This window comes from Sulfurisphaera tokodaii str. 7, from assembly GCF_000011205.1.
Taxonomy (GTDB): Archaea; Thermoproteota; Thermoprotei_A; order Sulfolobales; family Sulfolobaceae; genus Sulfurisphaera; species Sulfurisphaera tokodaii.
In genome coordinates, this window is sequence record NC_003106.2 from 447962 (window position 1) to 469658 (window position 21697).

A 21697-nucleotide genomic window follows, 5' to 3' on the forward strand; every position below is an offset into this window, starting at 1 on the left:
ATTATGCCTTTATAGCTCCCCCACTTTGGGGATAATACTTTGCAAGTAGTTCATTTACTTTTTTCTGCAAATCTTCTAGTTGCGTTCTCAGTAAGTTTTCTTGTTTCTGATAAGTTCTAGATCTTAATTCTAAAATTTCTTTCCTATCATCTAACTCCTTTTGTACTGTTTCTTTATCTGTTTTAACTAGTAAATTTCCAACTATTTTGTAAACTGTCGTACCAGCTGGTAATTGAGAGAGCTCTTGAAGTATTTTATTTACTTCTCTTAATTCACTATCTATTACATTTTTTTCAGTAAGAAGTCTATTTAATTGATCTTGTAATTGTTGTAATTTTACTAATTGTGTTTGAAGTTCAGGGGGAATTCTCTCTGTCATCCTTATTCACCCTTTTTATTGTCTCCAATATTGTGTATATCCAGGATATATAAGAGTTCATTATAGCTCTACCCCTACTTATTGTAGGTGCTTTTATTATAATTTCCGAGTTCTCTCTATCTATTCTGATATACTTAGTGTCTATACCCTCTGGTAATACAGAATTAAATATAAGCTGTCTTTCTTCTTCAGTAGAGTTAATTAATATTTTTATTTCTATCATATAGCTGAAATCTAATGACAGGTCCTAATATTTTATCATCTTTCGTGAATTTCAGTTCAAATACATAATTATTGTCTTTTATTATGTAATCTCCATTAGCATATACATCGCAATTTTCAATATATATGTAACCTAGATCAATTAACATATTTTTTATTTTCTGATCTTCAATTTTTCCTATACATCCTCTTTTGATTAATGTTCTATGTAATTTTAATTCTGTAAGTAATGTTACACCATAAATTATAAAGTTATATTTAAGCATTTTTGATGTAAGGTCGTATACTCTAAATCTACCTGGGTTTCCCTTTATGACATCGATTATAACTAGATATTTTGAGTTTAAATAAATTGATTTAGCTATAATATCTTTAAGACTTTGTCTACCTCTATTAATCTTTATGGAATTAGGAAAAACATAAGTCAACTCATTTAAAAAAGTTCTTACTCTTAATGGAGCGTCACGACTTGAAGTAAAAACTATTTCAATACGGTGTATAAGCAAGACCTGCCCACTTAGCACCACACTTTTTACAATACCATACCCCAGAAGCTATTCTAACCACTTTTCCGGTTGTTTTACATACGGGACATTGATGATCTTGATACCGTTTTTCCATTATCTCTTTCCATTTCTTCCTGACTGAAGAGCCGTATCGTGCACCAAATCTACCAGCAATTCCTGTAACTTTTCCCATTTCTAATCACCATAATTACATATTAATTTGCTTTTTAAGCTCTTCGAATAATTTCTGTGAAGCTGATCTTGCTAAACTTTCTGCAACATCTACTTCTTGTAAGCTTAAGCTTCCAAAATTACTCTTTTGCATTCCTACTATTCTACCATCTTGTACGTAAGAGAATGAGATTTTTACATCTGCAATACTTTCTTCATCTAAACTTGGATCTACAACAAGATACTTACCTATTTTAGCAACAGTAACAGTGACTACTGGATAAGCAATTGGAGTTACATCAGTTTTTTCCTCTTTTATTATTTTTACATTATCTCCTTCTATTTCAACTTTAGGAAGTTTAGTATTATATAGAGCCGCAACTGCTGCTAAAGTACAAGCATCTAATACATTTCCTCCATAATCAAGAACATATACATCGACCCATGCAGTCCATACTTTTTTACCTGGTATAATAACTAATTTAGATAGATCAACTGCTTTTGAATCTCTAAGGCTTCTATCCACAACTCTAGCTAATTCTATAGCATTTTCATCTGGTGGTCCTGGCTCAAATGTCTCGTAAGCTAAAGGAAGGAGTTCTACGTTAACTACTAAGTTTCCCTGGTTTGGAGTATCTGGAAACGGTTCTTCCTCCTCTAATTTTACACCGGCTAAAACCATTGTATCTCCTAGTTTTACCAAAGCTGAACCTTCGGCTTTTTTAGCATAATTGAGTGTAACAGAAATTGGTCTATAATCACTATTCTTTCTTCCATCTAATCTAATACCTCTTTCTAATGCGTTTAATATACTTTCTTTTTTAAGCAAGGAAGTTATGTTTTGATTAGAAGGCGTGATTGACATTTTTATTCCTCCTTTAATTCTGCATATTTGCTCCTAATGGCTTCTTTTTCTAAATTATATATTGTTTCAATTCCTTTTTGAGCCATCTCTAATGCTTGTCTAAACTCTTGTGGTGTCATATTTCCATTTAGTTGGAGTAACGCAACTTGCTTAAGTGACGGCATCATAGCTACTGGCATATCAGCTTCTCCCCACATATCTTCTGGCTCGTTTAAATCTAATACTAAAACTCCATCCGCTTTTCCTACTGCTACACCAGCTATTAAGTCTCTCATAGGAATTCCTGCATCAGCCAAAGCCATAGATGCAGCCATTAAAGAAACTAATCTTGTTCCTGCATCTGCTTGTAAAACTTCCATGAATACATCTATAACAGTTCTTGGAAATAATTCTACTAAGATTGTTGATTCTAATGCTTCCCTTATTACTTTAGACAGTTCTATTTCTCTTCGACTAGGAGCAGGATTTTTTCTTTCGTCAGTAGAGAAAGGAGTCATATGGTATCTAACTCTTAATACGGCTCTATCTGGCAAAGCTAAATGTCTAGGATGCATTTCTTTTGGGCCATAAACTGCTGCAATAACTTTTGTATTTCCCATTTCGAATATTGCTGAGCCGTCAGCATTCTTCAAAACGCCCAATTCTATCTTTATAGGTCTCATTTCATCTGGCTTTCTACCGTCTAATCGTAGTCCATTATCAAGTATTAGCCTCGGTTTTTGTAGCTGAATCATTTTTTGTCTCACCTAATTTTTCTCTCAAAAACTTTCTTATTTTTTCCGTTAGTCCTTTTATATGAGATTCTTTTTCTATAATCTGAATAGCTTCAACTAAAGCTTCTTCAATCATCTTAGTAGCACAATTAGCTAGTATTCTTCCATTTTGAGCAACAAGAATTTCACAGCCTGTTTCGCTAGTTAATGTGTCAAGCATGCTTCTGTTTTTCCCGATTACTCTCGGGACTTTTACTGGAGGTATATCAATTACTATTCCGCTAGATACTCTTCCTAAACCTTTCCCTTTTATAGATAAAATAGGATTTATCGTTCTATCATAGGTTTCTATTTTAGCAATTACGTAATCTCCCAAATTAAGGTATCTACGCAAGTCCTCTCCTGGGCTAACTGGCCTACCTAAGAATGAAGAAGCTGGTAAGTATGCAGAATAAGGTGATTTTATATCCAGAACCCATCCATAAATTTCAACATCTTCTATTAATCCAATAACTGTATCACCAACTTTCGGGATATATCTATGTCCTTCTAATGGAACTATCTCAAATAAATTTTCCTTGACTTCTATTAAACCTGTTATGGACGAATAATATTTATTTCCTATCTTATAATAATATGGTGACCATGGTATTTGAAAGTCTCCTTCGGCAATTAAATCTCCTGGGGTGACTATGCTTCTATCTTCAAAATATATCTTACTATTAGACATTTTTATCTCACTTCACTTGAAGAATCTTTACTTCAACTTCTCCTTTAGTTAGAGAATTTAACTTATCTATAACCTCCTGTTGCATTCCTGCTGGGATTTCTAATTCAGCTATTAAAGTGCCATCACCTAGCCAATTAGTCTTCTTTACTTCACCCAAATTATGGAGTTGTGACTTTACTTTCGAACTATGTTTTGGATCAACTTTTATTTCTATTAACGCTTTAGCAACTTTTATAGGAATCACTTTAGCTATTTCTTTTATTATTTGCAATGCTTGTCCCTCTACATCTTTATTAGGATCTATTTGGACTCTAGCTTGCTCCATTGCCATTTCAATTCGAGTTCTAGGTATAGGTAAATGAGTTTTAGGATCTATAGCGTTTCTTGAAATATAATCTATTATTTGTTTCTTTTTATTCTCTATCATTTCTTTTCTTTGCTCTGCAGTCACTTGAATTTCTCCTTTAAGAATTATTTGCCGTGCGATTTCCTCAAAGTCAGTGGTTCCAAAAACTTTTTTTAAAGCTGAAGGAGACGCTTTAAGCCCTTTTTTTACATCCTTATATATTTCATCGGATACAACAACATCAGACAAACTTATACTTTTCCCACTTTTTAATTCGTTAGCTTCTTTAGGTTTTACTAGTATTTCAAATCTTTCACCACCATGCTCATATCTAGCGATAACATATTCTTCTTTCTTGGTCATGAAATTATTTTCACCCCAATTATAATTTTTGTAATATTGATGCTCTTTCTTCGAAACTCATCTTTCTAAACATTCCGGAATCTACATCTGCAAATCCAACTTCAATATTAGAAGGTGCAAGTTTTTCTCCGGGTTTAAGAGTAGATGCTAAGGCTCTAATTCCTAGTAATATTGTATCTTGCATATTGAGATCTTCTCTATAGTTTTTCTCAAAGTATTCTGTTGCGGTATACCCACCTTGTCCAATAGCTACAGCATAGTAAGGCATAAACTGACCGCTTGGCTCTGTCATTAATAATTTTGGAGTTTTTCCTCTATCAATACCACCTATAATTAAAGCAACACCAAAGGGTCTTACTCCACCGTGTTGGGTATACATTTGTTTTACATCTGAAACTAATTTTGTAAGATAGTCAATATTGATAGGTTCATCATATATTAACCTATGCTGAAGTGCTTGAGATCTAGCATAATCAATTAATATTCTTCCGTCTGAGGCTAATCCAGCAAAGCTACATCCTACATGGTCATCAAGGATAAAGACTTTTTCTATGCTATCAACATCAAGAAGTTGGGTGGCTTTTCTTTTTTCTCCAATGAGAACAACTCCAGCTTTTGTTTTTACCCCTAAAGTAGTCCAACCTTTCTTTACTGCCTCAAAGGCATAATCTACTTGATATAATGATCCATCTGGAGAAAATATTGTTATAGCTCTATCATATCCCATTGCTGCTGGTCCAAATGCCAAATTTCTTCTCCCAATATCAGTAGATATAATAAGTGTTAAAAAGTGTTATCAGTTCGTCGCGTGTTCATCATGATACAGTCTGGGACGGCATCATCACTCAATTCCTATTAATCGTTTAGCCCTTTTTAAACTTCCTGTAGTTCTTCTAGGTACAAGAAGAACTTCCTTATTCTTAATCTTTTTTATTAAAGGTAAGCTTGCTATAATAATCTTATAGCCTATTCTATTAGTAGATATAATACCACGATTATTATATATCATAATAACTTTAGGATTTGAAAGATCTAGCCAAATTTTTCCTCCTAATTCCTTTACTGAGTTTCTCACTGCTTCTTCAATTTCCCTTATTTCGAAGTTATCTTCACTGATTATATCAAAAATAACATATCTTTTAGCTCTTGTATCCCTCTTGTTTTTAATTTTTTTAATATAGATTATTCTAGTTCTATATGAGAAAATAACCATAACAGTAAGAACTAAAAGCCAGATGAAAAGTAGTAAGTTAAGAATGTTCATACTTTGAAATAAGTCTTTGTGGTGAAAAATAAATCCAATCAATCGCCTCTTCTTCGTCTGCTCCATGAATAACTAGTAAGTTTATTTTAGACAAAGGAGGCCAGATCTCTCCTAAAGAACTTGCACAAGAAGATATTAAAGGGACAGATATCCACTTGTAGGACCATATTATAAATTTTCTTAAAACAAATGAATTTAAGTGGCGTAATTGGATTTCTACTGGTTTTTCATATTCTCTGATTAAATTGAGCATTGTCTTTTTGAATATATGAATATTTTCTATGGATAATATAACACCACTTATTTTATCATCTATAATAGAATATTTCAACGCATCCACGCTTAGTGGTTTTACAAACACTAGACTCTTAGGATTTGATTTAAGAAAATTTACAATGCTCTTAGAATTCTTAGCTTCTATACTTATCCTTCTATGTCCCATTAAATGATCCTCTGATAAAAAGTAATCATATCCTACCTTTTTTAGATAGTTAAAAAGAGCTGAATTAAGTATGCAAGTTTCTATTAGCAATTTGTTTCAACTCTTCTTTAAGTTGCTCCGTAACTTTTCCTTTAAAGCTCATTATTATTTTAATTATATCATCACCATCTTTTAAGCTAATTTTCTTCTCTGCAATAAATCGTTGTTTATCTATTCTTAAATGAAGTTTACTTCCTTCCATTCTTTCATCTAATGTCGATAACAAAAGTATTAAATCAGCATAATCAAAAGAGTTAAATATCTTATTTGCAACCTCAGTGGCATTTTTTCCACTCAGTTTATATTCTATGATTTCAATAGAATTACCATAATGGCCTTCGGCTTTCGTTTCTATTAACTCTGAGGATTTTAAAATACTTCCAAAAAAATCTCCCAAAGCCACTAAAATTTTATCTTTATTTTCAGTCTCATGACAAAAAATTATAATAGATAAGTTTGAGAGTTTCATTTCCCAGGTAATTTATCGTAGTTTTGAAGCCTATAATACTTAGTTGCTTCATGTCTCTTCTTTTGTTCTCTTTCTTTTTCTTTTTTCTTCCACTTATGCTTTACAGTACCCTTAAGTCCTCTACTCTTTAATAAACCTCTAGCTTTCTTTCCAGCACTAGTTAGACCTCTAAATACTCTCTTTCTATTAGCAGGATCTTGTAACCACTTTAAGTTTGGATCCGACTTTATTACGGGGTGATTTGGATCAACCATAATAATCTCATAATATTTATACATTCCATCCTCGCCAACGTAATAACTACCTAAGACTTCTAAATTAGGGAACTTTCTTGCAGCTTTCTCCTCTGCTATCCATCTATATCCTTTAGCTGGAGAATAACCATAAACTCCCATTCTTTTTGGCCTTCTCCCACTGTTTGGTCTAGGCTTATTTAGTCCTCCTCTTCTTACTCTAACTCTGACCACAACGAAACCTTGTTTAGCCTTATAACCTATTGCTCTAGCTCTATTTAACCTTGTGGGCTTGTCTATTCTCTCAACAGCTGGACTCTTTCTCCACTCTATTAATCTTTGTCGTAACACTTTTTTCCACTCATCAGACTGCCATGTTTGTTCTATATAATTATACATAGATGATGTCATTATTCTCCTAATGTTAAAATGAGCAACTACTTAATAAATGTGTTTCTCCACATTATCATGAATGATAACTATTGGTTTAATTGGAAAAACCAATGTAGGTAAAAGCACATTTTTCTCTGCAGCTACATTAATAGACGTACCTATTGCAAATAGACCATTTGTAACTATAGAGCCAAATGTAGGAATAGCATATGTAAAGAAGAAATGTGTTCATGTAGAGTTTGGCGTAAAATGTAATCCTAAAAATTCTATATGTATAGGAGATTATAGGTTTATTCCAGTAAAACTGGTTGATGTAGCTGGTTTAATTCCTGGTGCACATGAAGGAAGAGGGCTTGGAAATAAATTTCTAGATGATTTAAGGAAAGCTGATGTTTTGATTCATGTAATAGATGCTAGTGGTTCTACTAATGAAGAAGGAATACCTGTAGCACCTGGCTCAAGAGACCCAGAAGAAGATATATCTTTTATAGAGAAGGAAATTGAAGAATGGTTCTATTCAATTATAAGTAAAGATTGGCAGAAGTTTGCAAGGACGGTAGATCTTTCAAATAAAGATCCAATAGACGAATTATTATCAAAACTCTCTGGATTATCTATTAATAAATATCATATAATAGAAACATTAAGGGAAACTAAACTAGAAAATTTAAAATTAATGCAATGGAGTGAAGAAGATTTAAGAAACTTTGCGAGAAAGTTAAGAGAAATATCAAAGCCCATAGTTATAGCGGCTAATAAGGCCGATATTCCAGAATCAAGAAAATTTATCGAGAAGTTAAAGCGAAAATATAATTATGTTATTCCTACTAGTGCTGAGGCAGAACTAGCTCTCAGAAAAGCAAGTAAAGCAGGAATTATAGAATATATTCCAGGAGAGAAAGATTTTAAGATATTAAAGGAGTTAAATCCTAAACAGAAAGAAGCATTGGATTATATAAAGAAAAATGTACTAGAAATTTACGGAAGCACGGGTGTTCAAGAAGCACTAAATACGGCTGTATTTGGTGCTTTATCTATGATAGTCGTATACCCCGTGGAAGATGAAAAGAAGTTAACCGATCATAATGGTAATATATTACCCGATGCAATCTTAATAAAGAAAGGATCTTCGCCCAAGGACTTGGCAAGTGTTATTCATTCTGAATTGGCCAAAGGTTTTCTCTTTGCGATAAACGTTAAAAAGAAAGTAAGAGTAGGTGAGGAATATCAATTACAAGATGGGGATGTAATAAAAATAGTGTCATCAACTGCTAGACCTTGAAAAACTCACCATAGCCGACATCTCTGTTTACAACCGCACCAGGATATATTCTAGCATAAGCACCAATTTTTACGCCAGGCAATATGGTAACGTTTATTCCAGTTCTAACATGCCCTCCAATAAATGCCCCTAGTTTTCTTCTTCCACTACTTATTCTTTTTCCTTTTACATTAACCTTAACTTCTTTTTCGTCAAACCTTAAGTTAGCTATTAAAGTGCCTGCACCAAAATTTACATCTTCTGCAATGACAGAATCACCAACATAGCTAAGGTGCGGAATCTTAGATCCTTCCATAATCACACTTTCTTTTACTTCAACTGATGCTCCTATTTTGTTTTTCTCAACTAGTATAGTATAAGGTCTTAAATAGGAATTTGGTCCAATTTCGCTTCCTTTTCCAATATAAACTGGTCCTTCTATGTAAGTTCCAGACTTAATTTCTGCGTCTTCCTCAATGATAACTTTTCCTTTTATCTTTACGTTATCTTCAACATTACCAAGATTTTGACTAAATACAAGATTATCTAAAGCCCATTTATTTACATCAATTATGTTCCAAGGTTTTCCTATATCCATCCAATATCCTTCATATTCTATTACCTTTACTCTATGATCTTTTGCCATAAGGTTTATGGCATCAGTAAGTTCAAGTTCTCCTCTTTCCGAGATAGATATTTTATCTAGATATGTAAAAATATCAGAATTGAGTTTGTAAATACCAGCGTTTATAAGATTTGATGGAGGTATCTCTGGTTTTTCTATAATTTTAGATAAGTTATTCTGATTGTCTAATACAAGTACACCGTAATCTTTTGGATTACTAACTTTAACACCTATTATTGCATTTTCTTTTAGAGTTATTATGTTACATATTTCTTTCTCGTTTGAAAAGAATAAATCTCCATAAATTATAAGTGCTTCATCGTTAAACTTTGCAGACAATATGGCCGCACCTGTCCCTTTTATATCATCTTTCTGAGTAACTATAGATATTTCTTTAAGTTTTTTCTCAAAATATTCTTTATTTTTAGAAGAAACTATTACAGTTATATCTCTGATTCCACATTTTCTTAAATACTCTATCTGGTACTCGATTAACGGCTTTGAGAGAATTGGAACAAAAGCTTTAGGCCTTGTATGCGTTATTGGTTCTAATCTTTCACCAGAACCTGCAGCAAGAATAAATGCCTTCATCCACTATTTATAAGTTAAACCTATTATATTTCATTAATCCTAACTTGAACTACGGGTTTATAGTAATCTTTACCTAGCTTTCATCTAAGGTTTTAAGAGACTATAAGTAACATGACTTTTCTTAAAGAAAATAAAATATTTAAAAACGACTTTTACTATAATATAACCTAATATAACATAGAAAATTTTATAATATAAAAATATATTCAAGCTGGTGCTTTTAATAGTTTGGTTTTTTCTACTTCTACTTTTCTTAAGGGATAGATTTTTTTAGCTTGCTGGAAAATATCGTTGGAAAGTTTTCCAAATACAATGTCTTGTACAAACTCATCAAACGTAGTTTCAGATGCTCTAGTTGAAAGAATATTCCAAATTATTTTTCTAATCTCTGTCTTTTGCGACCTATGTGCTCTATAAGTGGTTAATGCTAATCCTTTAACTCTTAATACATAACCATCCTTAGTTGTTACATCAGTAATAGCATCTATTTTTGAACTTTTTCTTCTAACTAACGACCTGATATAATCCCTTGAGAGTTCATGACCAGCAAATCTTGTTAATAATCTATCTCCTTCAACCCCTATTACTCTAAAGTATAAGTGTACATACACTAAACTATAATCTCCAGTTAGATCATAAAGTGTAGTTTCTACTTTTCTGTTTAAAGCTTGGTTAGCATCAAATGCGGGTGTTGTACCTAAAACTACTTCTCCAAAAGTTTTAGGTGCAACTATTGTAAACCATTTCTTCAATTTCCACTTGTCCTTGATTGCTGTCTTTGACGACATGCTAATCTTCTTATTTCATACTTTTATAAAAAGTTCACTACTCTATTTTCCTCGTTAATTTAATGTATAGCTTTCTTAGTAACCTTATAATCGTTCTTGCCTCTTCCTCATCACCGATTCCTTTAATTAGGGCTCTTTTTAATGCTATATACATAGCTTCATCTCCTTCGTTACTTTTTATCAAGTTTACTAAATCTCTAGAGTATTTATCAATAAGCGATATAGCCTCTCCGCTAATAACTGGTTTATTTTCACCTCGACTTTTCCATATTTCGTAAAGCACTATACCAACAGCATGAGATAAATTAAGGACAGGGTATTCCGGATTTCCAGGGATAAATAAGAGTAAATCGGATTTGGCTATCTCTTCCCTAGTAAGGCCTACACTCTCTCTACCAAATATCAGCGCTACTTTTTTTCCTTCTATTATTCTAGGTAATTCCCAAGGTCTAATTGATTTTCTTAATATATCTCCTTTTATATCAGCTATACTAGAAGTGGCAATTTTAAGTTCAACGTCTTTTATTGCTTCATCAAAGTTATTTACTATTTTTGCTTTTTCTAAGTATTCTAAACCTTTAGCAGAAAATTTTTTTGCTTCTTCTAAGTCACAATGCGGATTGACTATATATAATTCATCTACTAGAAAATTTTTCGCTAATCTACTAATGAATCCTAAATTATATGACCCTTCTGGTTCAACTATCACTAATCTTATCATTATATATCTCTAAAGCATAAAGGGTTTCAAAACCTATAGTTTTCTCTTTTCTTAATGAAATTCTATATTTTAATTTGTTAATGATTTCTTGCAAATAGTCCTCATCATCCAAAGAAGAATATAGTGTATAGATCCTTTTTGCTTTAACAATTCTCAAGAACCTTACTAGTACATCTACTCCAGTTTTACCACCCGACCAACTATATTCGATCCATCTATGGTATTCTTCATAGGGTAAATATGGAGGATTAAAAATAGCTACATCAAAATTTACATTATGTCGAAAGCATTCCATTAAATCACAATTTAAAATATGATACGACGTAAATGGATACATTCTTAGAGTGCATAATGTAGCTTCTGTAGCAAATGGATTTATATCTACAAAAATAACCTCTTTAGCTCCTTGAAATAGGGAATGTAAACCCAAAATTCCAGTTCCAGTCCCAATATCAATTACTTTCTCTCCTTTATTTATCTTTATTATATCTAATAATAATCCAGTGTCATCTGATGGTTCATAAGTTTCATCATTTAGACATATTTTGTACTTATTATATTCAATAACTCTAAAACTTGACATGGTTTAAAATCCCTTACTCTTTTATTTATATCCGTACTTAAAGAAGAAGATAAATTACATAGTTTTACAGCATTTGTAATTTTTTTATTTCTATATTTACTTATGCATTTCAAAATCAAATTTATTTTCTCATCATAACTTCTAATTCTTGTAAAAAGAACAATAGTAGAATAAACCCTTGGTTTTGGTTTAAAAAACCATGGCGGAATATTTTCTTTCACATCTATTTTATAATAATAATTTAGTATGAAAGAGATATAAGTAGGCTCATTTAATATTTTTTTAACAAAATCATATTGTAAAATAAGAATTAGTTTCTTAATTTGATCTATTCTAATTATTTCTTCAAAGAATTCATAAGTAATGTAATATGGCAACGATGAAACTATTTGGCCTCTTATTACGGGTAGGAATCTAGCGTCAGCTATAACAAGATTACGAAGATAAGAAGAAAATCTCTTATCAATTTCAATTACTACATCTGGTTTGATATATTTAGTAATATTACCTTTTCCACCACCAATTTCTATTATTGGCCTAAAAGAGAGATCAACATAAGAAACAAATCTTTTTATAGTTTCCTCATTAACTAGAAAATGTTGACCCAGATTCATTATATTTTCCCAATTTCTCTAGGTACCCTATATAGATAGAATGTTCACCAAGTTTTTTACTCTTTTCATCAAATAACGGATATACAAATAGATAATATTTTTCTCCTCCTTGTAATTCTTTAATTATCCTCTCAATGAGTAAACCTACAACATCTTTTATCCCCACTCTGTTTTCAATATCTTTAAAATCAACAAAGGGCTGTTTCTTTCTCTCTTCCAGTATTATTCTTAGCGTTTTCTTACCTATATTTGGTAAAAGCTCTAAAGCATGAAGTTTTAAGGTAAGTGGTTCTGCCTTATTGAAAAACTCAACAAATATAGATGATTTATCTTCTGTAATTATCTTTCTAATAACTTTAGGTAGTTCATCCTTAGCAACACTTGTCAGATCTTCATAAGTTATGTGGAAATCAATCTTTATAGGTGAATTTTCTAATTCTAATTTTTGTTCTATCTGGAAATCAATATTACTTGATAAAGGAGTTGCCTCCATAAGCATAAAATAATCCTCTCCTAGTAATTGCATAACAGGCCTGTTTTTATGTTGTGGGTGTTTATCCAGCGGATTACCTTGCCTCATATAGTCTAAAATGTATGCAATCTTTTCCATTCTGACTTTTACATCCCTTCGTCTCTGCATACACAATATATTTGTTTTAAAGAGTAAAAATCTCAACTCTCCATGTGTGACTTAACTATATTAATTATTTTCTGTATTTGTTCGGTAGTATAAGTTTTCCCAGAATCTAATACTAAAATCGATCTAACTTCTTCTATTGTGGTAGGGCAAATACTTGCAATTACTGCTCTCACATCCTCTCTCTGTATAATCTCTTTTAATTCATCCATTATCTTTAATGCGTCTTCACTACTACATTTAGCTACACTATTTAAATATTCAAAAGTTCTTTGTAAAATAGTAGAAGAAGTACCATTAGATATAAGATCTTGAAGAATTTTTTTAGCAAAAGAATACGGAACATAATGCTCTTCTTCTATTTTTAGAGAAAAAGACAAGATCTTCACCCATTTTTAATACCATTAAATTTTGCCAAGTGCTCTGGTCTAACTATGATAACCTTCTCTTTATCACCTAATGTAACTCTTACGATATAGGCTTTACCTCTTTTTCCTTGAATTACACCTACCTTACCATGATATCTTCTATGAGGCATTCCTTTATGTACAGAAGGATTAATTTTAATTACTACATAATCTCCTTCTTTAAATTCTTCCATTAATAGACTTAATCTTGGTACTGCACCTCTTTCTCTCACATTCTTAGTTAAGAGCTTTCTAGTTCTTGTTCGATAACCCTTTGAATGCTTAACCATGTTTATTCCTTATCAAACTAAAACTAAGTGACAATTAAGATTTTTGTTTTCCTTTGCTGGTAAGTAGAAATTCTTTTCTTTTGAGAGACGCAATATAACATAGTGAACTCTATTATATTTCTAGATTATTTTTAGATGAGCCTCATGGAACAAAGAGAAATATAACATAGGTAAATAGCATTATTTCTAGAAATTTTCACATTATCTCACAATATGCCGATTGTGAATGAACATACAGAATTATCTAAAATAATACCGACAATTAACGATACAATAATTCTAGTAAAATATTTTTATTAGGACTATTATACTCTTTAAGACTTTAAAGGCATTATATATAATGTCTTTAACAACCCTAAATTCGAGAGTAAAGATCTTCTATTTAATATATATAGAAAACCCCTATGTAATTTTAGCGATACTATTGATATCAACTAATCTTCTACTTTATTTATTAATCCTTTCAAAATCTAGCTCAATACCTTTTAAGAATATTTATATTAAGGTAAAATAACACATCTATAAATGCTATATATACTCGAAACAACTTAAAAGATGTTTTCTGATCTAATTACATTAGCACAAAATACTATATTACATTTTATAATTCATTCCGTCTTCATAAGCAAATGTAAAGTTAATAATATCATCTTATTTTTTATTATTCTATTTATCGAACTATAGAGAGTCAAGGTATAACGTAATTTATGGTCGAAAACAATATAAGGGATTGCAAAAATATTTATTTCTAGGGCACGCGGGGGTGCCCGAGCTGGTCAAAGGGGGCGGACTTAAGATCCGCTGGCGAAGGCCTGCGTGGGTTCAAGTCCCACCCCCCGCACGCTGCTTTTACGTAAAATTCTACAATCTTATCTAAAGAACCCATGTAATGATCCTTTCTCTGGCTACCTTCACCCTTCTTTATTAGATAAACATAAACATAATACTTTCCCTTAAATTCCCTAATTCTGATATCACAAAAAGTGAAAGCTTTATTATCAATAACCCAATTATCACGCCCTTAGCTTAAAAACGTTGATAATTATCAAATCAGCCATGGAGTTGAAGGCGATGATAAAATTTTTTAATTACGCAAAAAACTGAATTTTAGCAACTAAGTTACTGATTAAAAATTAATGCCTTGCTCTTCACTTTTTTCCTTTTCAATATCTTTAAAGCTTATCTTCATGAATTTGTAACCTTTATCTTCATTCTCCATTTTCCTCAATTATGTCTCTTAACTTCAGTATCTCTTTTCAAGATTTTCTCTTGGTTTGTCTTTACTGAAGCTGTAATCTTAAGTATCTTATTCAGCTTAGGCTCATTAACCTCATTATACCTCATTAGTTTTAATTTGATATAGTCCAGGAGGAGAGTTCTTATAACATTAATAAAACCATCTTGAGTTAGCCATACATGTCTATTATTAAAATTGAATCCCATTCTCCTTTATCTCTTTTTCATAAAACCTTCCAAATAACCTCGAATTGTAGATTTAGGTGATTTTGAGTCTACCGTGTACTGTTGGAGCACACTCTCTCTCCTACGGTTGCAAATCCAGACTTGTTAAAGGCGTTATGATGTAGTATCTCCTCTAACCCTAATTTTATGTAAAATTCTATAATTTTGTCTAAAGATCTTGCTATTGATTATATCTTTTACCTTTATTTGATGATATAATACTTTCTCTTATCTTCCCTTATTTGATATTACTCTGTTTAATCATTCTTCTTTTTATGTATTATGAAAAGATTTTTGAAATGTGAATTAAAACTAGATGTTAATGGCTCAAGAACTACAAGAATTGGAGGAAATAACAAGTCAAAGTGCAAATTATGAATATGGTATTTATTATTATTATATAGAGAAAGGTGAGGGAGCTAATGATGATACGATGGAGCAGTTTACTTTGGCTGTGCGTGGTGGTTTAAGGGTACCACAAGAGTATGAGCAAGATGCTAGGTGTCAGGTTCTTGGGAATAGGAGGGCTTTTAAGGATAATATGTTTTGGCTTTATCCAGCGATGATAGTACCGGATAGAATGGGATCAGATACTGGGTCATTAGTGAACATTGTAAGGCAAGGTGTAGTGATAAGGTCTAATGAAGAAGGAGTATTGTGGTTTATTGGAGGGTGTGCACCAAGGTATTGGCGGTCTGGAAAGTACTATATATTTCAAGGAGGAACACAATTAGGCTATTCCACTTCAAATATAAAAGTTGGGGGAGGAACTAGGATAAACGCTAAAGCACTAGAGAAGTACGCAGTATCACTAAACGAGAACTACATGCAAATTTGCATAATCCCAGTCTTATTAAAACCTAACCTTCAATGGAAAGACCCAACATACTACACCCTTACAAGCAATACTAACTATCAAGAATCAGTAAACCAACTAGTACTCCCATCAGCAATACCACAACTACTAACATACCAACCCAAATTAAATGATCTAGCAATCTACCAGATTAATAATTTTAAATATACTAAGGAAGGACATACATACCTAAGTAAATCTGTGTCTACCCACTTAATAGAGTTAAGTAGTAAGTTCCCCTATCCTTATCCTGGGCTTTACACAGCTGGCTTGGTAAGTCCAAACTATCCTAGCCAATTATTTCTAGGACTTATGAGAGTTGTAGTGATTAATTTCCCAAAATTTTCACCATTTTACTCTACAAAAAACTTGCTCTACCCCGACTTTTATAATTTTCTTGCTTCACCCTCTTTCATGTTGAATGATATGTCTATTGGTTCTGTGCTTTATCTTGGTAAGTATAGTCCTAGTAATCCTGATATGTGTTCTAATTATGGTGTTTTGGGGTTGGTTAGTGGGATTACTAGCTTTGTTGTTAATATAGGTGGGCAGATAATTTCTGATAGGGGTTTGTTATCGCAACCTCCGCCAGATGATTTTAAGTGGGGTTTTTATATTTTGGCTGTTATGAAGGTTCCTGATGCGTCTAATATTGATGGTTTTATTGATGGTTTGGGGCAGAGGGAGGCTGTGAATATTGTTTTGGGTAGTGTTAGGAGTGCTAGGAGGGCTGTTGGTAGTCTTGTTGCTTCTGGTGTTCTTGCTGGTATAGCTTTTGCTGCTGTAATGGCTGTTGAAGATTGGGAGAGTGAGGAGCAAATAGTTAGTGATTCTAAGAAGTATGTTGAGAAGTTGAATAGGGTTTATAATGAGGTTTTAAACTTTATAAATAGTTGTATAGAATCTCAACCAAATTTAACAAGGAATGAGAAAATAATGTATGCGCAACAAGTGCAAGAGTACCTGAATGGATTAATGTATGATGTTGATGCTGAGGAAAGTGAGGATGATATAATCTCATTCCTAGAGGATGAGTTATCATTATATTTGGAGAATCAAGGAATATCTTGTTAATAATTTTTTCCTACTCTTATCTTTCCCAATAAGGGAATTTACGACCATGGATAAAGATTCTATTTAACGATGCCTCACTTACCGCAATATAATACTTTCATTTACTCTCAAAGATAGACGTTTAGTAAAAATTTGATGGATTTTAGATTTAGTTTTTATTCTTTATTCAATATATAAAATTTATAAATAAAAATTAAGAAATAGTCTCATAATAATTCACTTTTTATTAAGATTATATATTATTGGTGCGTTTGGTATTATTTGAAGTTTAATTATAAGGAGATGCGGGGGGTGGGACTTGAACCCACGCAGGCCTATGCCATCGGGGATCTTACCATTAAGGTCCTAAGCCCGACCCCTTTGACCTTGCTCGGGCACCCCCGCACAAAATAAAAAACTAATGTTAAGAATAAAAAGCTTATCAGTCTTTTACAGTTTCTAACATAGATACTACATTCCAAATTGATATTCTTGTATGTGTGGGCATATTAGGGTCTTGACTTATTTCTTCGAGTATGCCTATTGCATTTGCGGCTCTTACGGCCGGGCTTAATGATGAATCTTGCAAGTTTCTTATTGCATCAGTTGCGGCCCTTCTAATATTTCTTGGTACGCTAGTATCATTTACTATCTTTTGTAACATTATTATTGCTTGTTTTATTTTTGCCTCATTGTCATAAAGGGATGCCATATTTGATTCACCGTATCATATTTATTATACTTTGGTTTTTTAGTTTATACATATGAGTAAGGAAGATACTGGTGTGAAAAAAGCGGCAGAACTACTAAGACAAGGAGCTACAATGTTAGATATTGCTTGTCCTAAATGTCATATGCCTCTTTTTAAGTTAAAAAATGGAGATATAGTATGTCCTAATCATGGAAAAGTTATTGTTGTGAAAGATGAAGAAGAGGAAAAGAAGATTACTCTTTCTATCTCATTAGATATGCTAGAAGATGTATTATTTAAAAGCATGAATAGTGTTGTTGAAAAAATAAAGACTGATCCAATGGATAGTGATGCTTTGTTACAAATAATAAGGTACTTAGACGCTATTGAAAGAATAAGGAAGATTAAGAGCATTTCACCAGAGAACAAATGATTTGTACAGTTTTTTCTGTTAATTCTTCTATTTTAGACATGGCATCGAGTACTATAAAATTATATTTTCTAGCCAGTTCAAGGTACTTTTTCCTAACGGCTTCCAATGTAGCAATCTTTTCCTCAAAATTAAACTGGTCATCTTTTCTAATCCTCTTTATTGCTTCATTAACCTTTATATCAAGTAAGAAGACTATATCGGGTTTAGGGAATTTAGAATTTACTTCTTCTATCCATTTTTCGTCTAAACCAAGTACACTTTGATAAGCAATCGTAGAATGAAAATACCTATCCATTAAAACTATTTCAGGCTTTTGTTCCATTATCCATTTTATGTGAAAAGCTCTATCTGCTGAGAATAGTAGGGTTAACAATACTGGATCATTCCAACCAGCTTTCTTTATTAGCTCAGTAATTTCTCTCGTAAAGGGTTCTTGTGTTAAAATAACATTATATCCTTTTTTCTTTAGAACTTCATATACTTTTTTAGCTAATGTTGTTTTACCGGCTCCGTCTATTCCTTCAAATGATATGAATCTGGGCATTTTCTTATCTTTACTTCAGTATCTTCATAATTATCATTTAAGCTTATATAACCCAATAGGACACCATCAAAATCTTTTTCTGGCGTTTTGATTAGAACGTAATTCTTATTTATATCCTGGATTATACCGGCTCCTACAATTTTACCTTTTTTTGTTAGTCCTACTAATAAACCTTTAATGTTTGATACGTAATAACCTTCGCAAGGTAATTCGTAGACCAACTGTAAAGGCGTTCCCCAACTTATAAATAGGGAATCAGCTATCGGAGTACCAAATAGCTTATCACTTTCTATTTGTATTGTAGTGGCTTTATTAAAGTATTCTTTAAACAGTTCTTGTCTATATTTACGTCTTTGAGTCCTATCTCTTTTATCTGGTAGTGGAAATGCCTTTACATATAATATTTTGTTTTCAAGGGCTTTAGGGAAAGTTAATTTAATAGCATTTTCAAAAACTACTATATATTCTGGTTCTGTTAAATAAATCAATTCTAATTTATGTCTATATGCATAGATTCCAGTTATCCATCCATCTGTATCAATTACTATATTGTTGTTTTGGATAAGTTTTGAAACTAATGCTATATGTAACTTCGGATTTACAGATGGGCTCTTATGCCCAAAGAATTGAAGTTCAGAATATCCTTTTTCTTTGGTATTTAAGGTTTTTTTAATATTAGAAAGAGATATAAATGTAGGAATAAAAATTGAGGACTGTCCTACATCTGCATCTATTATTTGACTATTATTAAGATTTGCAACTAAATTTGAAAAATAAGTTTTCCCCGAATTTTCGTCACCTAGAACAATTACTTTTCCGCTTATTCTCTCTCCTATTTTTCTCCAATTAAGAGAAGGAAAGTAAGAAATTATTTGGCATTCTGTATCTATTTCACTTTCTCTCAAAGTAGTTAGCGTGTATGTTTTGTTGTCTTTTATTTCTATTTCATCGTTTATTTCAATACCTTGTATATCTATAGTACCTTGTTTTACTCTTATTTTACAAGGCCCTCTAATTACTATATCTATATCTTTGTTAATTAGCATGTAAGATTACCTTAAGGTAGACCTTAATGCAATCAAATATGCAGCTCTTATATCTCTATCTTTTATATTAATAAAGGGATTTTTGCTACTAGTTTTGTTTTCATTAACTATTTTAGTTTCCGTGAATTTAATTTTCAGCATTCTATAAACCAATTCTCCAATTTTGTTTCCTCCACCAACTCCTATATATAATTTTTTATGAGGAAACATATAGACTATATTACTGATTTTTTCTTCTATTTCCATTAAGTTACTATTTTCAGAATATATAAGTTCTCCGTCTCCTACAACAACCACTGTTAACTTTTCTTCTTTATTAGTATCAATTCCAATAAGTAATTCATTAAAGTTATCTTTTCCTCTGACTTTACAAACTATATATCCTATTAATTTATCGAAATTGAATTTTTTTATTAAATTATCTGTAATTATAATATCTCCATCTTCAGCAATAAGTATGTTAAATTTTTTCAAATTGGATATTAAATAGTACATGAGTTTTGGATCACTAACTCTTAGTGCTACTTTTTTTACCACACTTTATCTTTATATCTTAGTGGAATTTAAGCCTTGAAAATATCAGATTTCGTTTTTGAGAAGGGGAGTGTTGTTTCCTTATATGGCGTAGCTGGTAGTGGTAAAACTAATATTATACTTCAAGTTATTAATGAAATAACTCCTAGTCTTTATATTTCTACGGAAGGTGTCTCATACCAGGCTAGAGTTGAAGGCATTAGGTGGAAAAAAGATGTATATTTTGCTAATACAAATAATATTTTTGAGTTAATTTCAATAATAATTAAAGCAACTAAATTAAATTTGAAGTTAATTTCAGTAGATACTATAAATAGATTTTATAGGGAAAGTAGAAAAGTTAAGGACATAGAGTACCCTATTTTAATGCTATTAGCATTATCAAGAGAGAGTAACGTTAAAGTTCTTTTAAGCTGGGAAGTTGCTGGAAACAATAGAGTTAGCGGTGAAAAATTTATGCGAAAGATATCCGAGGACATTTTAAGGGTTACTAAAAACTATATCATAGGGAATCTTAGAGTTTGTAAGTTTAAGATAAGTTCGAATGGTGTTGAAGGGTGCCTATAATTTATTATGTTATATTTGCTATTTTGTATTATTTGCCAGCATTAGTTGCTAATGGAAGTGCTCCTTTTGTCAAAAATGGTACTCCAATAGATTTTAGAAAAAATTTTGTTGATGGGAGAAGACTTTTGGGTGATGGTAAAACTTTTGAAGGACTTTTAGTAGCGGTTACATTTGGAACTACTGTAGGTATAATATTAGCAAAATTCTTAGGTATTTATTGGATATATGTTAGTTTTATTGAATCTTTGTTGGCAATGCTTGGTGATATGGTGGGTGCTTTTATAAAAAGAAGATTAGGCTTAGCAAGAGGTGCAAGAGCTATAGGATTAGATCAGTTAGATTTTATACTTGGTGCCACTTTAGCCTTAATAATAAGTAAAATATCTTTAAATATATATGAATTTTTAAGTATAGTAGTTATAGCTTTTGTACTTCATATTTTAACTAACAATGTTGCATATCGATTAAAAATAAAAAGTGTACCGTGGTAATAAACTAGTATGCCTAAAACTTCAAAATCTGACAAAGTTTATAGTTCACTAAATAATGTTTACATACTGATTATCTTAATTGTTATAATGGCAATAGGAATATTAGGAGCTATTGCATTTCCTTATTATATATCGCCTATAACCTATTCTAATGGTGGTGTTCCACAAGCAGGTGGCATTGCATTTCTTGCAACCCTTTTGATTGCAGGATTATTAATAGGAACTTATCTTCTAGAAAATAAAAATCATGAGTTAGGTGCCACGTTTTTAATTGCTGTATTACTAATAATTATGGCTTATGTGTGGATAGCGTATGGCTCTACAGCGATTAAATTTTTATTTAATATAAGTTAAGAAGAAGTGGATAAT

The 21697-nt window shown here is 31.7% G+C and carries 32 protein-coding genes, 2 tRNA genes and 1 pseudogene; 7 read left to right on the plus strand and 28 right to left on the minus strand.

Features of this window, described 5'->3' with window-relative positions; translation table 11 throughout:
• Position 1: 1 nt before the first annotated feature.
• The 13 genes from STK_RS02520 to STK_RS02580 form a co-directional block, all read right to left on the minus strand.
• The gene (locus STK_RS02520) at positions 2-379 is read right to left on the minus strand and encodes a prefoldin subunit beta (RefSeq protein ID WP_010978412.1); all 378 of its coding nucleotides are present in this window, start codon (positions 377-379) and stop codon (positions 2-4) included.
• Positions 357-602, minus strand: coding sequence for a KEOPS complex subunit Pcc1 (locus STK_RS02525; RefSeq protein ID WP_010978181.1), 246 nt, complete (start codon positions 600-602; stop codon positions 357-359). Before STK_RS02525 ends, STK_RS02520 begins: the two co-directional genes overlap by 23 nt.
• Positions 577-1107: a Brix domain-containing protein gene (locus STK_RS02530; RefSeq protein WP_198429731.1), complete on the minus strand. Its 531-nt coding sequence runs from the start codon at positions 1105-1107 to the stop codon at positions 577-579. Before STK_RS02530 ends, STK_RS02525 begins: the two co-directional genes overlap by 26 nt.
• Positions 1088-1300, minus strand: a complete 213-nt coding sequence (locus STK_RS02535; protein ID WP_010978414.1) for a 50S ribosomal protein L37ae — start codon at positions 1298-1300, stop codon at positions 1088-1090. The genes STK_RS02530 and STK_RS02535 overlap by 20 nt, the downstream gene beginning before the upstream one ends.
• A gap of 15 nt (positions 1301-1315) precedes the next feature.
• Positions 1316-2143 (minus strand): exosome complex protein Rrp42, encoded by an 828-nt coding sequence (gene rrp42, locus STK_RS02540; protein ID WP_010978415.1) that lies wholly within the window; start codon positions 2141-2143, stop codon positions 1316-1318.
• A 2-nt stretch (positions 2144-2145) separates the two neighbouring features.
• Positions 2146-2877, minus strand: a complete 732-nt coding sequence (gene rrp41 / locus STK_RS02545; RefSeq protein WP_052846320.1) for an exosome complex exonuclease Rrp41 — start codon at positions 2875-2877, stop codon at positions 2146-2148.
• Complete coding sequence (gene rrp4, locus STK_RS02550) at positions 2843-3586, minus strand: exosome complex RNA-binding protein Rrp4 (protein ID WP_010978417.1); 744 nt, start codon at positions 3584-3586, stop codon at positions 2843-2845. Before rrp4 ends, rrp41 begins: the two co-directional genes overlap by 35 nt.
• Before the next feature lie 7 nt (positions 3587-3593).
• Entirely contained in the window at positions 3594-4295 is a 702-nt protein-coding gene (locus STK_RS02555; protein WP_010978418.1) for a ribosome assembly factor SBDS, read from the minus strand.
• 19 nt (positions 4296-4314) lie between these two features.
• Positions 4315-5043, minus strand: a complete 729-nt coding sequence (gene psmA, locus STK_RS02560) for an archaeal proteasome endopeptidase complex subunit alpha (protein WP_052846326.1) — start codon at positions 5041-5043, stop codon at positions 4315-4317.
• A 93-nt stretch (positions 5044-5136) separates the two neighbouring features.
• Complete coding sequence (locus tag STK_RS02565; RefSeq protein ID WP_052846328.1) at positions 5137-5559, minus strand: Rpp14/Pop5 family protein; 423 nt, start codon at positions 5557-5559, stop codon at positions 5137-5139.
• Complete coding sequence (locus STK_RS02570; protein WP_052846330.1) at positions 5546-6091, minus strand: RNase P p30-like protein; 546 nt, start codon at positions 6089-6091, stop codon at positions 5546-5548. The genes STK_RS02565 and STK_RS02570 overlap by 14 nt, the downstream gene beginning before the upstream one ends.
• A complete protein-coding gene (locus tag STK_RS02575) occupies positions 6066-6509 on the minus strand; it encodes an RNA-binding domain-containing protein (protein ID WP_010978422.1) in 444 nt (147 codons plus the stop codon). Before STK_RS02575 ends, STK_RS02570 begins: the two co-directional genes overlap by 26 nt.
• Positions 6506-7153 (minus strand): 50S ribosomal protein L15e, encoded by a 648-nt coding sequence (locus tag STK_RS02580; protein ID WP_010978423.1) that lies wholly within the window; start codon positions 7151-7153, stop codon positions 6506-6508. Before STK_RS02580 ends, STK_RS02575 begins: the two co-directional genes overlap by 4 nt.
• Before the next feature lie 61 nt (positions 7154-7214).
• On the opposite strand from STK_RS02580, the gene STK_RS02585 reads away from it, so the two are divergent.
• The gene (locus STK_RS02585) at positions 7215-8417 is read left to right on the plus strand and encodes a redox-regulated ATPase YchF (protein ID WP_010978424.1); all 1203 of its coding nucleotides are present in this window, start codon (positions 7215-7217) and stop codon (positions 8415-8417) included.
• Here the strand turns inward: STK_RS02585 and spn are convergent.
• From spn to STK_RS02625, 8 genes are all read right to left on the minus strand, one after another.
• The gene (gene spn / locus STK_RS02590; protein WP_010978425.1) at positions 8407-9612 is read right to left on the minus strand and encodes a bifunctional sugar-1-phosphate nucleotidylyltransferase/acetyltransferase; all 1206 of its coding nucleotides are present in this window, start codon (positions 9610-9612) and stop codon (positions 8407-8409) included. The genes STK_RS02585 and spn overlap by 11 nt on opposite strands.
• 206 nt (positions 9613-9818) lie before the next feature.
• Positions 9819-10400, minus strand: coding sequence for a 30S ribosomal protein S3ae (locus STK_RS02595; RefSeq protein ID WP_010978426.1), 582 nt, complete (start codon positions 10398-10400; stop codon positions 9819-9821).
• A gap of 37 nt (positions 10401-10437) precedes the next feature.
• Entirely contained in the window at positions 10438-11121 is a 684-nt protein-coding gene (gene trmJ / locus STK_RS02600; RefSeq protein ID WP_010978427.1) for a tRNA (cytidine-2'-O-)-methyltransferase TrmJ, read from the minus strand.
• Positions 11099-11704, minus strand: a complete 606-nt coding sequence (locus STK_RS02605; protein ID WP_010978428.1) for a HemK2/MTQ2 family protein methyltransferase — start codon at positions 11702-11704, stop codon at positions 11099-11101. Before STK_RS02605 ends, trmJ begins: the two co-directional genes overlap by 23 nt.
• Positions 11656-12318 carry a 16S ribosomal RNA methyltransferase A gene (locus STK_RS02610; protein WP_010978429.1) on the minus strand — a complete coding sequence of 221 codons (663 nt, stop codon included), beginning with the start codon at positions 12316-12318 and terminating at the stop codon, positions 11656-11658. The genes STK_RS02605 and STK_RS02610 overlap by 49 nt, the downstream gene beginning before the upstream one ends.
• Positions 12290-12958: a DUF655 domain-containing protein gene (locus tag STK_RS02615; RefSeq protein ID WP_010978430.1), complete on the minus strand. Its 669-nt coding sequence runs from the start codon at positions 12956-12958 to the stop codon at positions 12290-12292. Before STK_RS02615 ends, STK_RS02610 begins: the two co-directional genes overlap by 29 nt.
• Before the next feature lie 32 nt (positions 12959-12990).
• Positions 12991-13335, minus strand: a complete 345-nt coding sequence (locus STK_RS02620) for a DNA-directed RNA polymerase subunit F (protein ID WP_052846882.1) — start codon at positions 13333-13335, stop codon at positions 12991-12993.
• 5 nt (positions 13336-13340) lie between these two features.
• Positions 13341-13652, minus strand: a complete 312-nt coding sequence (locus tag STK_RS02625; protein WP_010978432.1) for a 50S ribosomal protein L21e — start codon at positions 13650-13652, stop codon at positions 13341-13343.
• A gap of 757 nt (positions 13653-14409) precedes the next feature.
• Between STK_RS02625 and STK_RS02630 the strand changes: the two genes are divergently transcribed.
• Positions 14410-14493, plus strand: a tRNA-Leu gene (locus STK_RS02630).
• Between the two features lie 33 nt (positions 14494-14526).
• Here the strand turns inward: STK_RS02630 and STK_RS15540 are convergent.
• Together STK_RS15540 and STK_RS02635 are read right to left on the minus strand one after the other, a co-directional pair.
• Positions 14527-14655: pseudogene (locus STK_RS15540) on the minus strand (putative integrase); the annotation flags it as partial.
• A gap of 221 nt (positions 14656-14876) precedes the next feature.
• The gene (locus STK_RS02635) at positions 14877-15095 is read right to left on the minus strand and encodes a hypothetical protein (protein ID WP_052846332.1); all 219 of its coding nucleotides are present in this window, start codon (positions 15093-15095) and stop codon (positions 14877-14879) included.
• A gap of 340 nt (positions 15096-15435) precedes the next feature.
• Between STK_RS02635 and STK_RS02640 the strand changes: the two genes are divergently transcribed.
• A complete protein-coding gene (locus STK_RS02640; RefSeq protein ID WP_052846334.1) occupies positions 15436-17043 on the plus strand; it encodes a hypothetical protein in 1608 nt (535 codons plus the stop codon).
• Between the two features lie 283 nt (positions 17044-17326).
• Here STK_RS02640 and STK_RS02645 read toward each other — a convergent pair.
• A tRNA-Leu gene (locus STK_RS02645) sits at positions 17327-17427 on the minus strand.
• A 37-nt stretch (positions 17428-17464) separates the two neighbouring features.
• A complete protein-coding gene (locus tag STK_RS02650) occupies positions 17465-17734 on the minus strand; it encodes a UPF0147 family protein (RefSeq protein ID WP_010978435.1) in 270 nt (89 codons plus the stop codon).
• Between the two features lie 52 nt (positions 17735-17786).
• On the opposite strand from STK_RS02650, the gene STK_RS02655 reads away from it, so the two are divergent.
• Entirely contained in the window at positions 17787-18146 is a 360-nt protein-coding gene (locus tag STK_RS02655; RefSeq protein WP_010978437.1) for an Sjogren's syndrome/scleroderma autoantigen 1 family protein, read from the plus strand.
• On the opposite strand, the gene tmk is transcribed toward STK_RS02655, so the two are convergent.
• Genes tmk through STK_RS02670 form a run of 3 tightly spaced genes read right to left on the minus strand, consistent with a single transcriptional unit; the run spans position 18118 to position 20273 of the window.
• Positions 18118-18690, minus strand: a complete 573-nt coding sequence (gene tmk / locus STK_RS02660; protein ID WP_010978438.1) for a dTMP kinase — start codon at positions 18688-18690, stop codon at positions 18118-18120. The two genes, STK_RS02655 and tmk, sit on opposite strands and share 29 nt — an antisense overlap.
• A complete protein-coding gene (locus STK_RS02665) occupies positions 18660-19736 on the minus strand; it encodes a Clp1/GlmU family protein (protein WP_010978439.1) in 1077 nt (358 codons plus the stop codon). Before STK_RS02665 ends, tmk begins: the two co-directional genes overlap by 31 nt.
• Before the next feature lie 6 nt (positions 19737-19742).
• The gene (locus STK_RS02670; RefSeq protein ID WP_010978440.1) at positions 19743-20273 is read right to left on the minus strand and encodes a hypothetical protein; all 531 of its coding nucleotides are present in this window, start codon (positions 20271-20273) and stop codon (positions 19743-19745) included.
• A 33-nt stretch (positions 20274-20306) separates the two neighbouring features.
• Here STK_RS02670 and STK_RS02675 point away from each other — a divergent pair, with 33 nt between their 5' ends.
• The 3 genes from STK_RS02675 to STK_RS02685 are packed head-to-tail and all read left to right on the plus strand — an operon-like array spanning position 20307 to position 21682.
• Positions 20307-20837 (plus strand): AAA family ATPase, encoded by a 531-nt coding sequence (locus STK_RS02675; protein WP_052846337.1) that lies wholly within the window; start codon positions 20307-20309, stop codon positions 20835-20837.
• The gene (locus tag STK_RS02680) at positions 20828-21328 is read left to right on the plus strand and encodes a CDP-2,3-bis-(O-geranylgeranyl)-sn-glycerol synthase (RefSeq protein ID WP_010978442.1); all 501 of its coding nucleotides are present in this window, start codon (positions 20828-20830) and stop codon (positions 21326-21328) included. The genes STK_RS02675 and STK_RS02680 overlap by 10 nt, the downstream gene beginning before the upstream one ends.
• A gap of 9 nt (positions 21329-21337) precedes the next feature.
• On the plus strand, positions 21338-21682 hold the full coding sequence (locus tag STK_RS02685) for a hypothetical protein (RefSeq protein WP_010978443.1): 345 nt from the start codon (positions 21338-21340) through the stop codon (positions 21680-21682).
• The last annotated feature ends 15 nt before the right edge of the window (positions 21683-21697 follow it).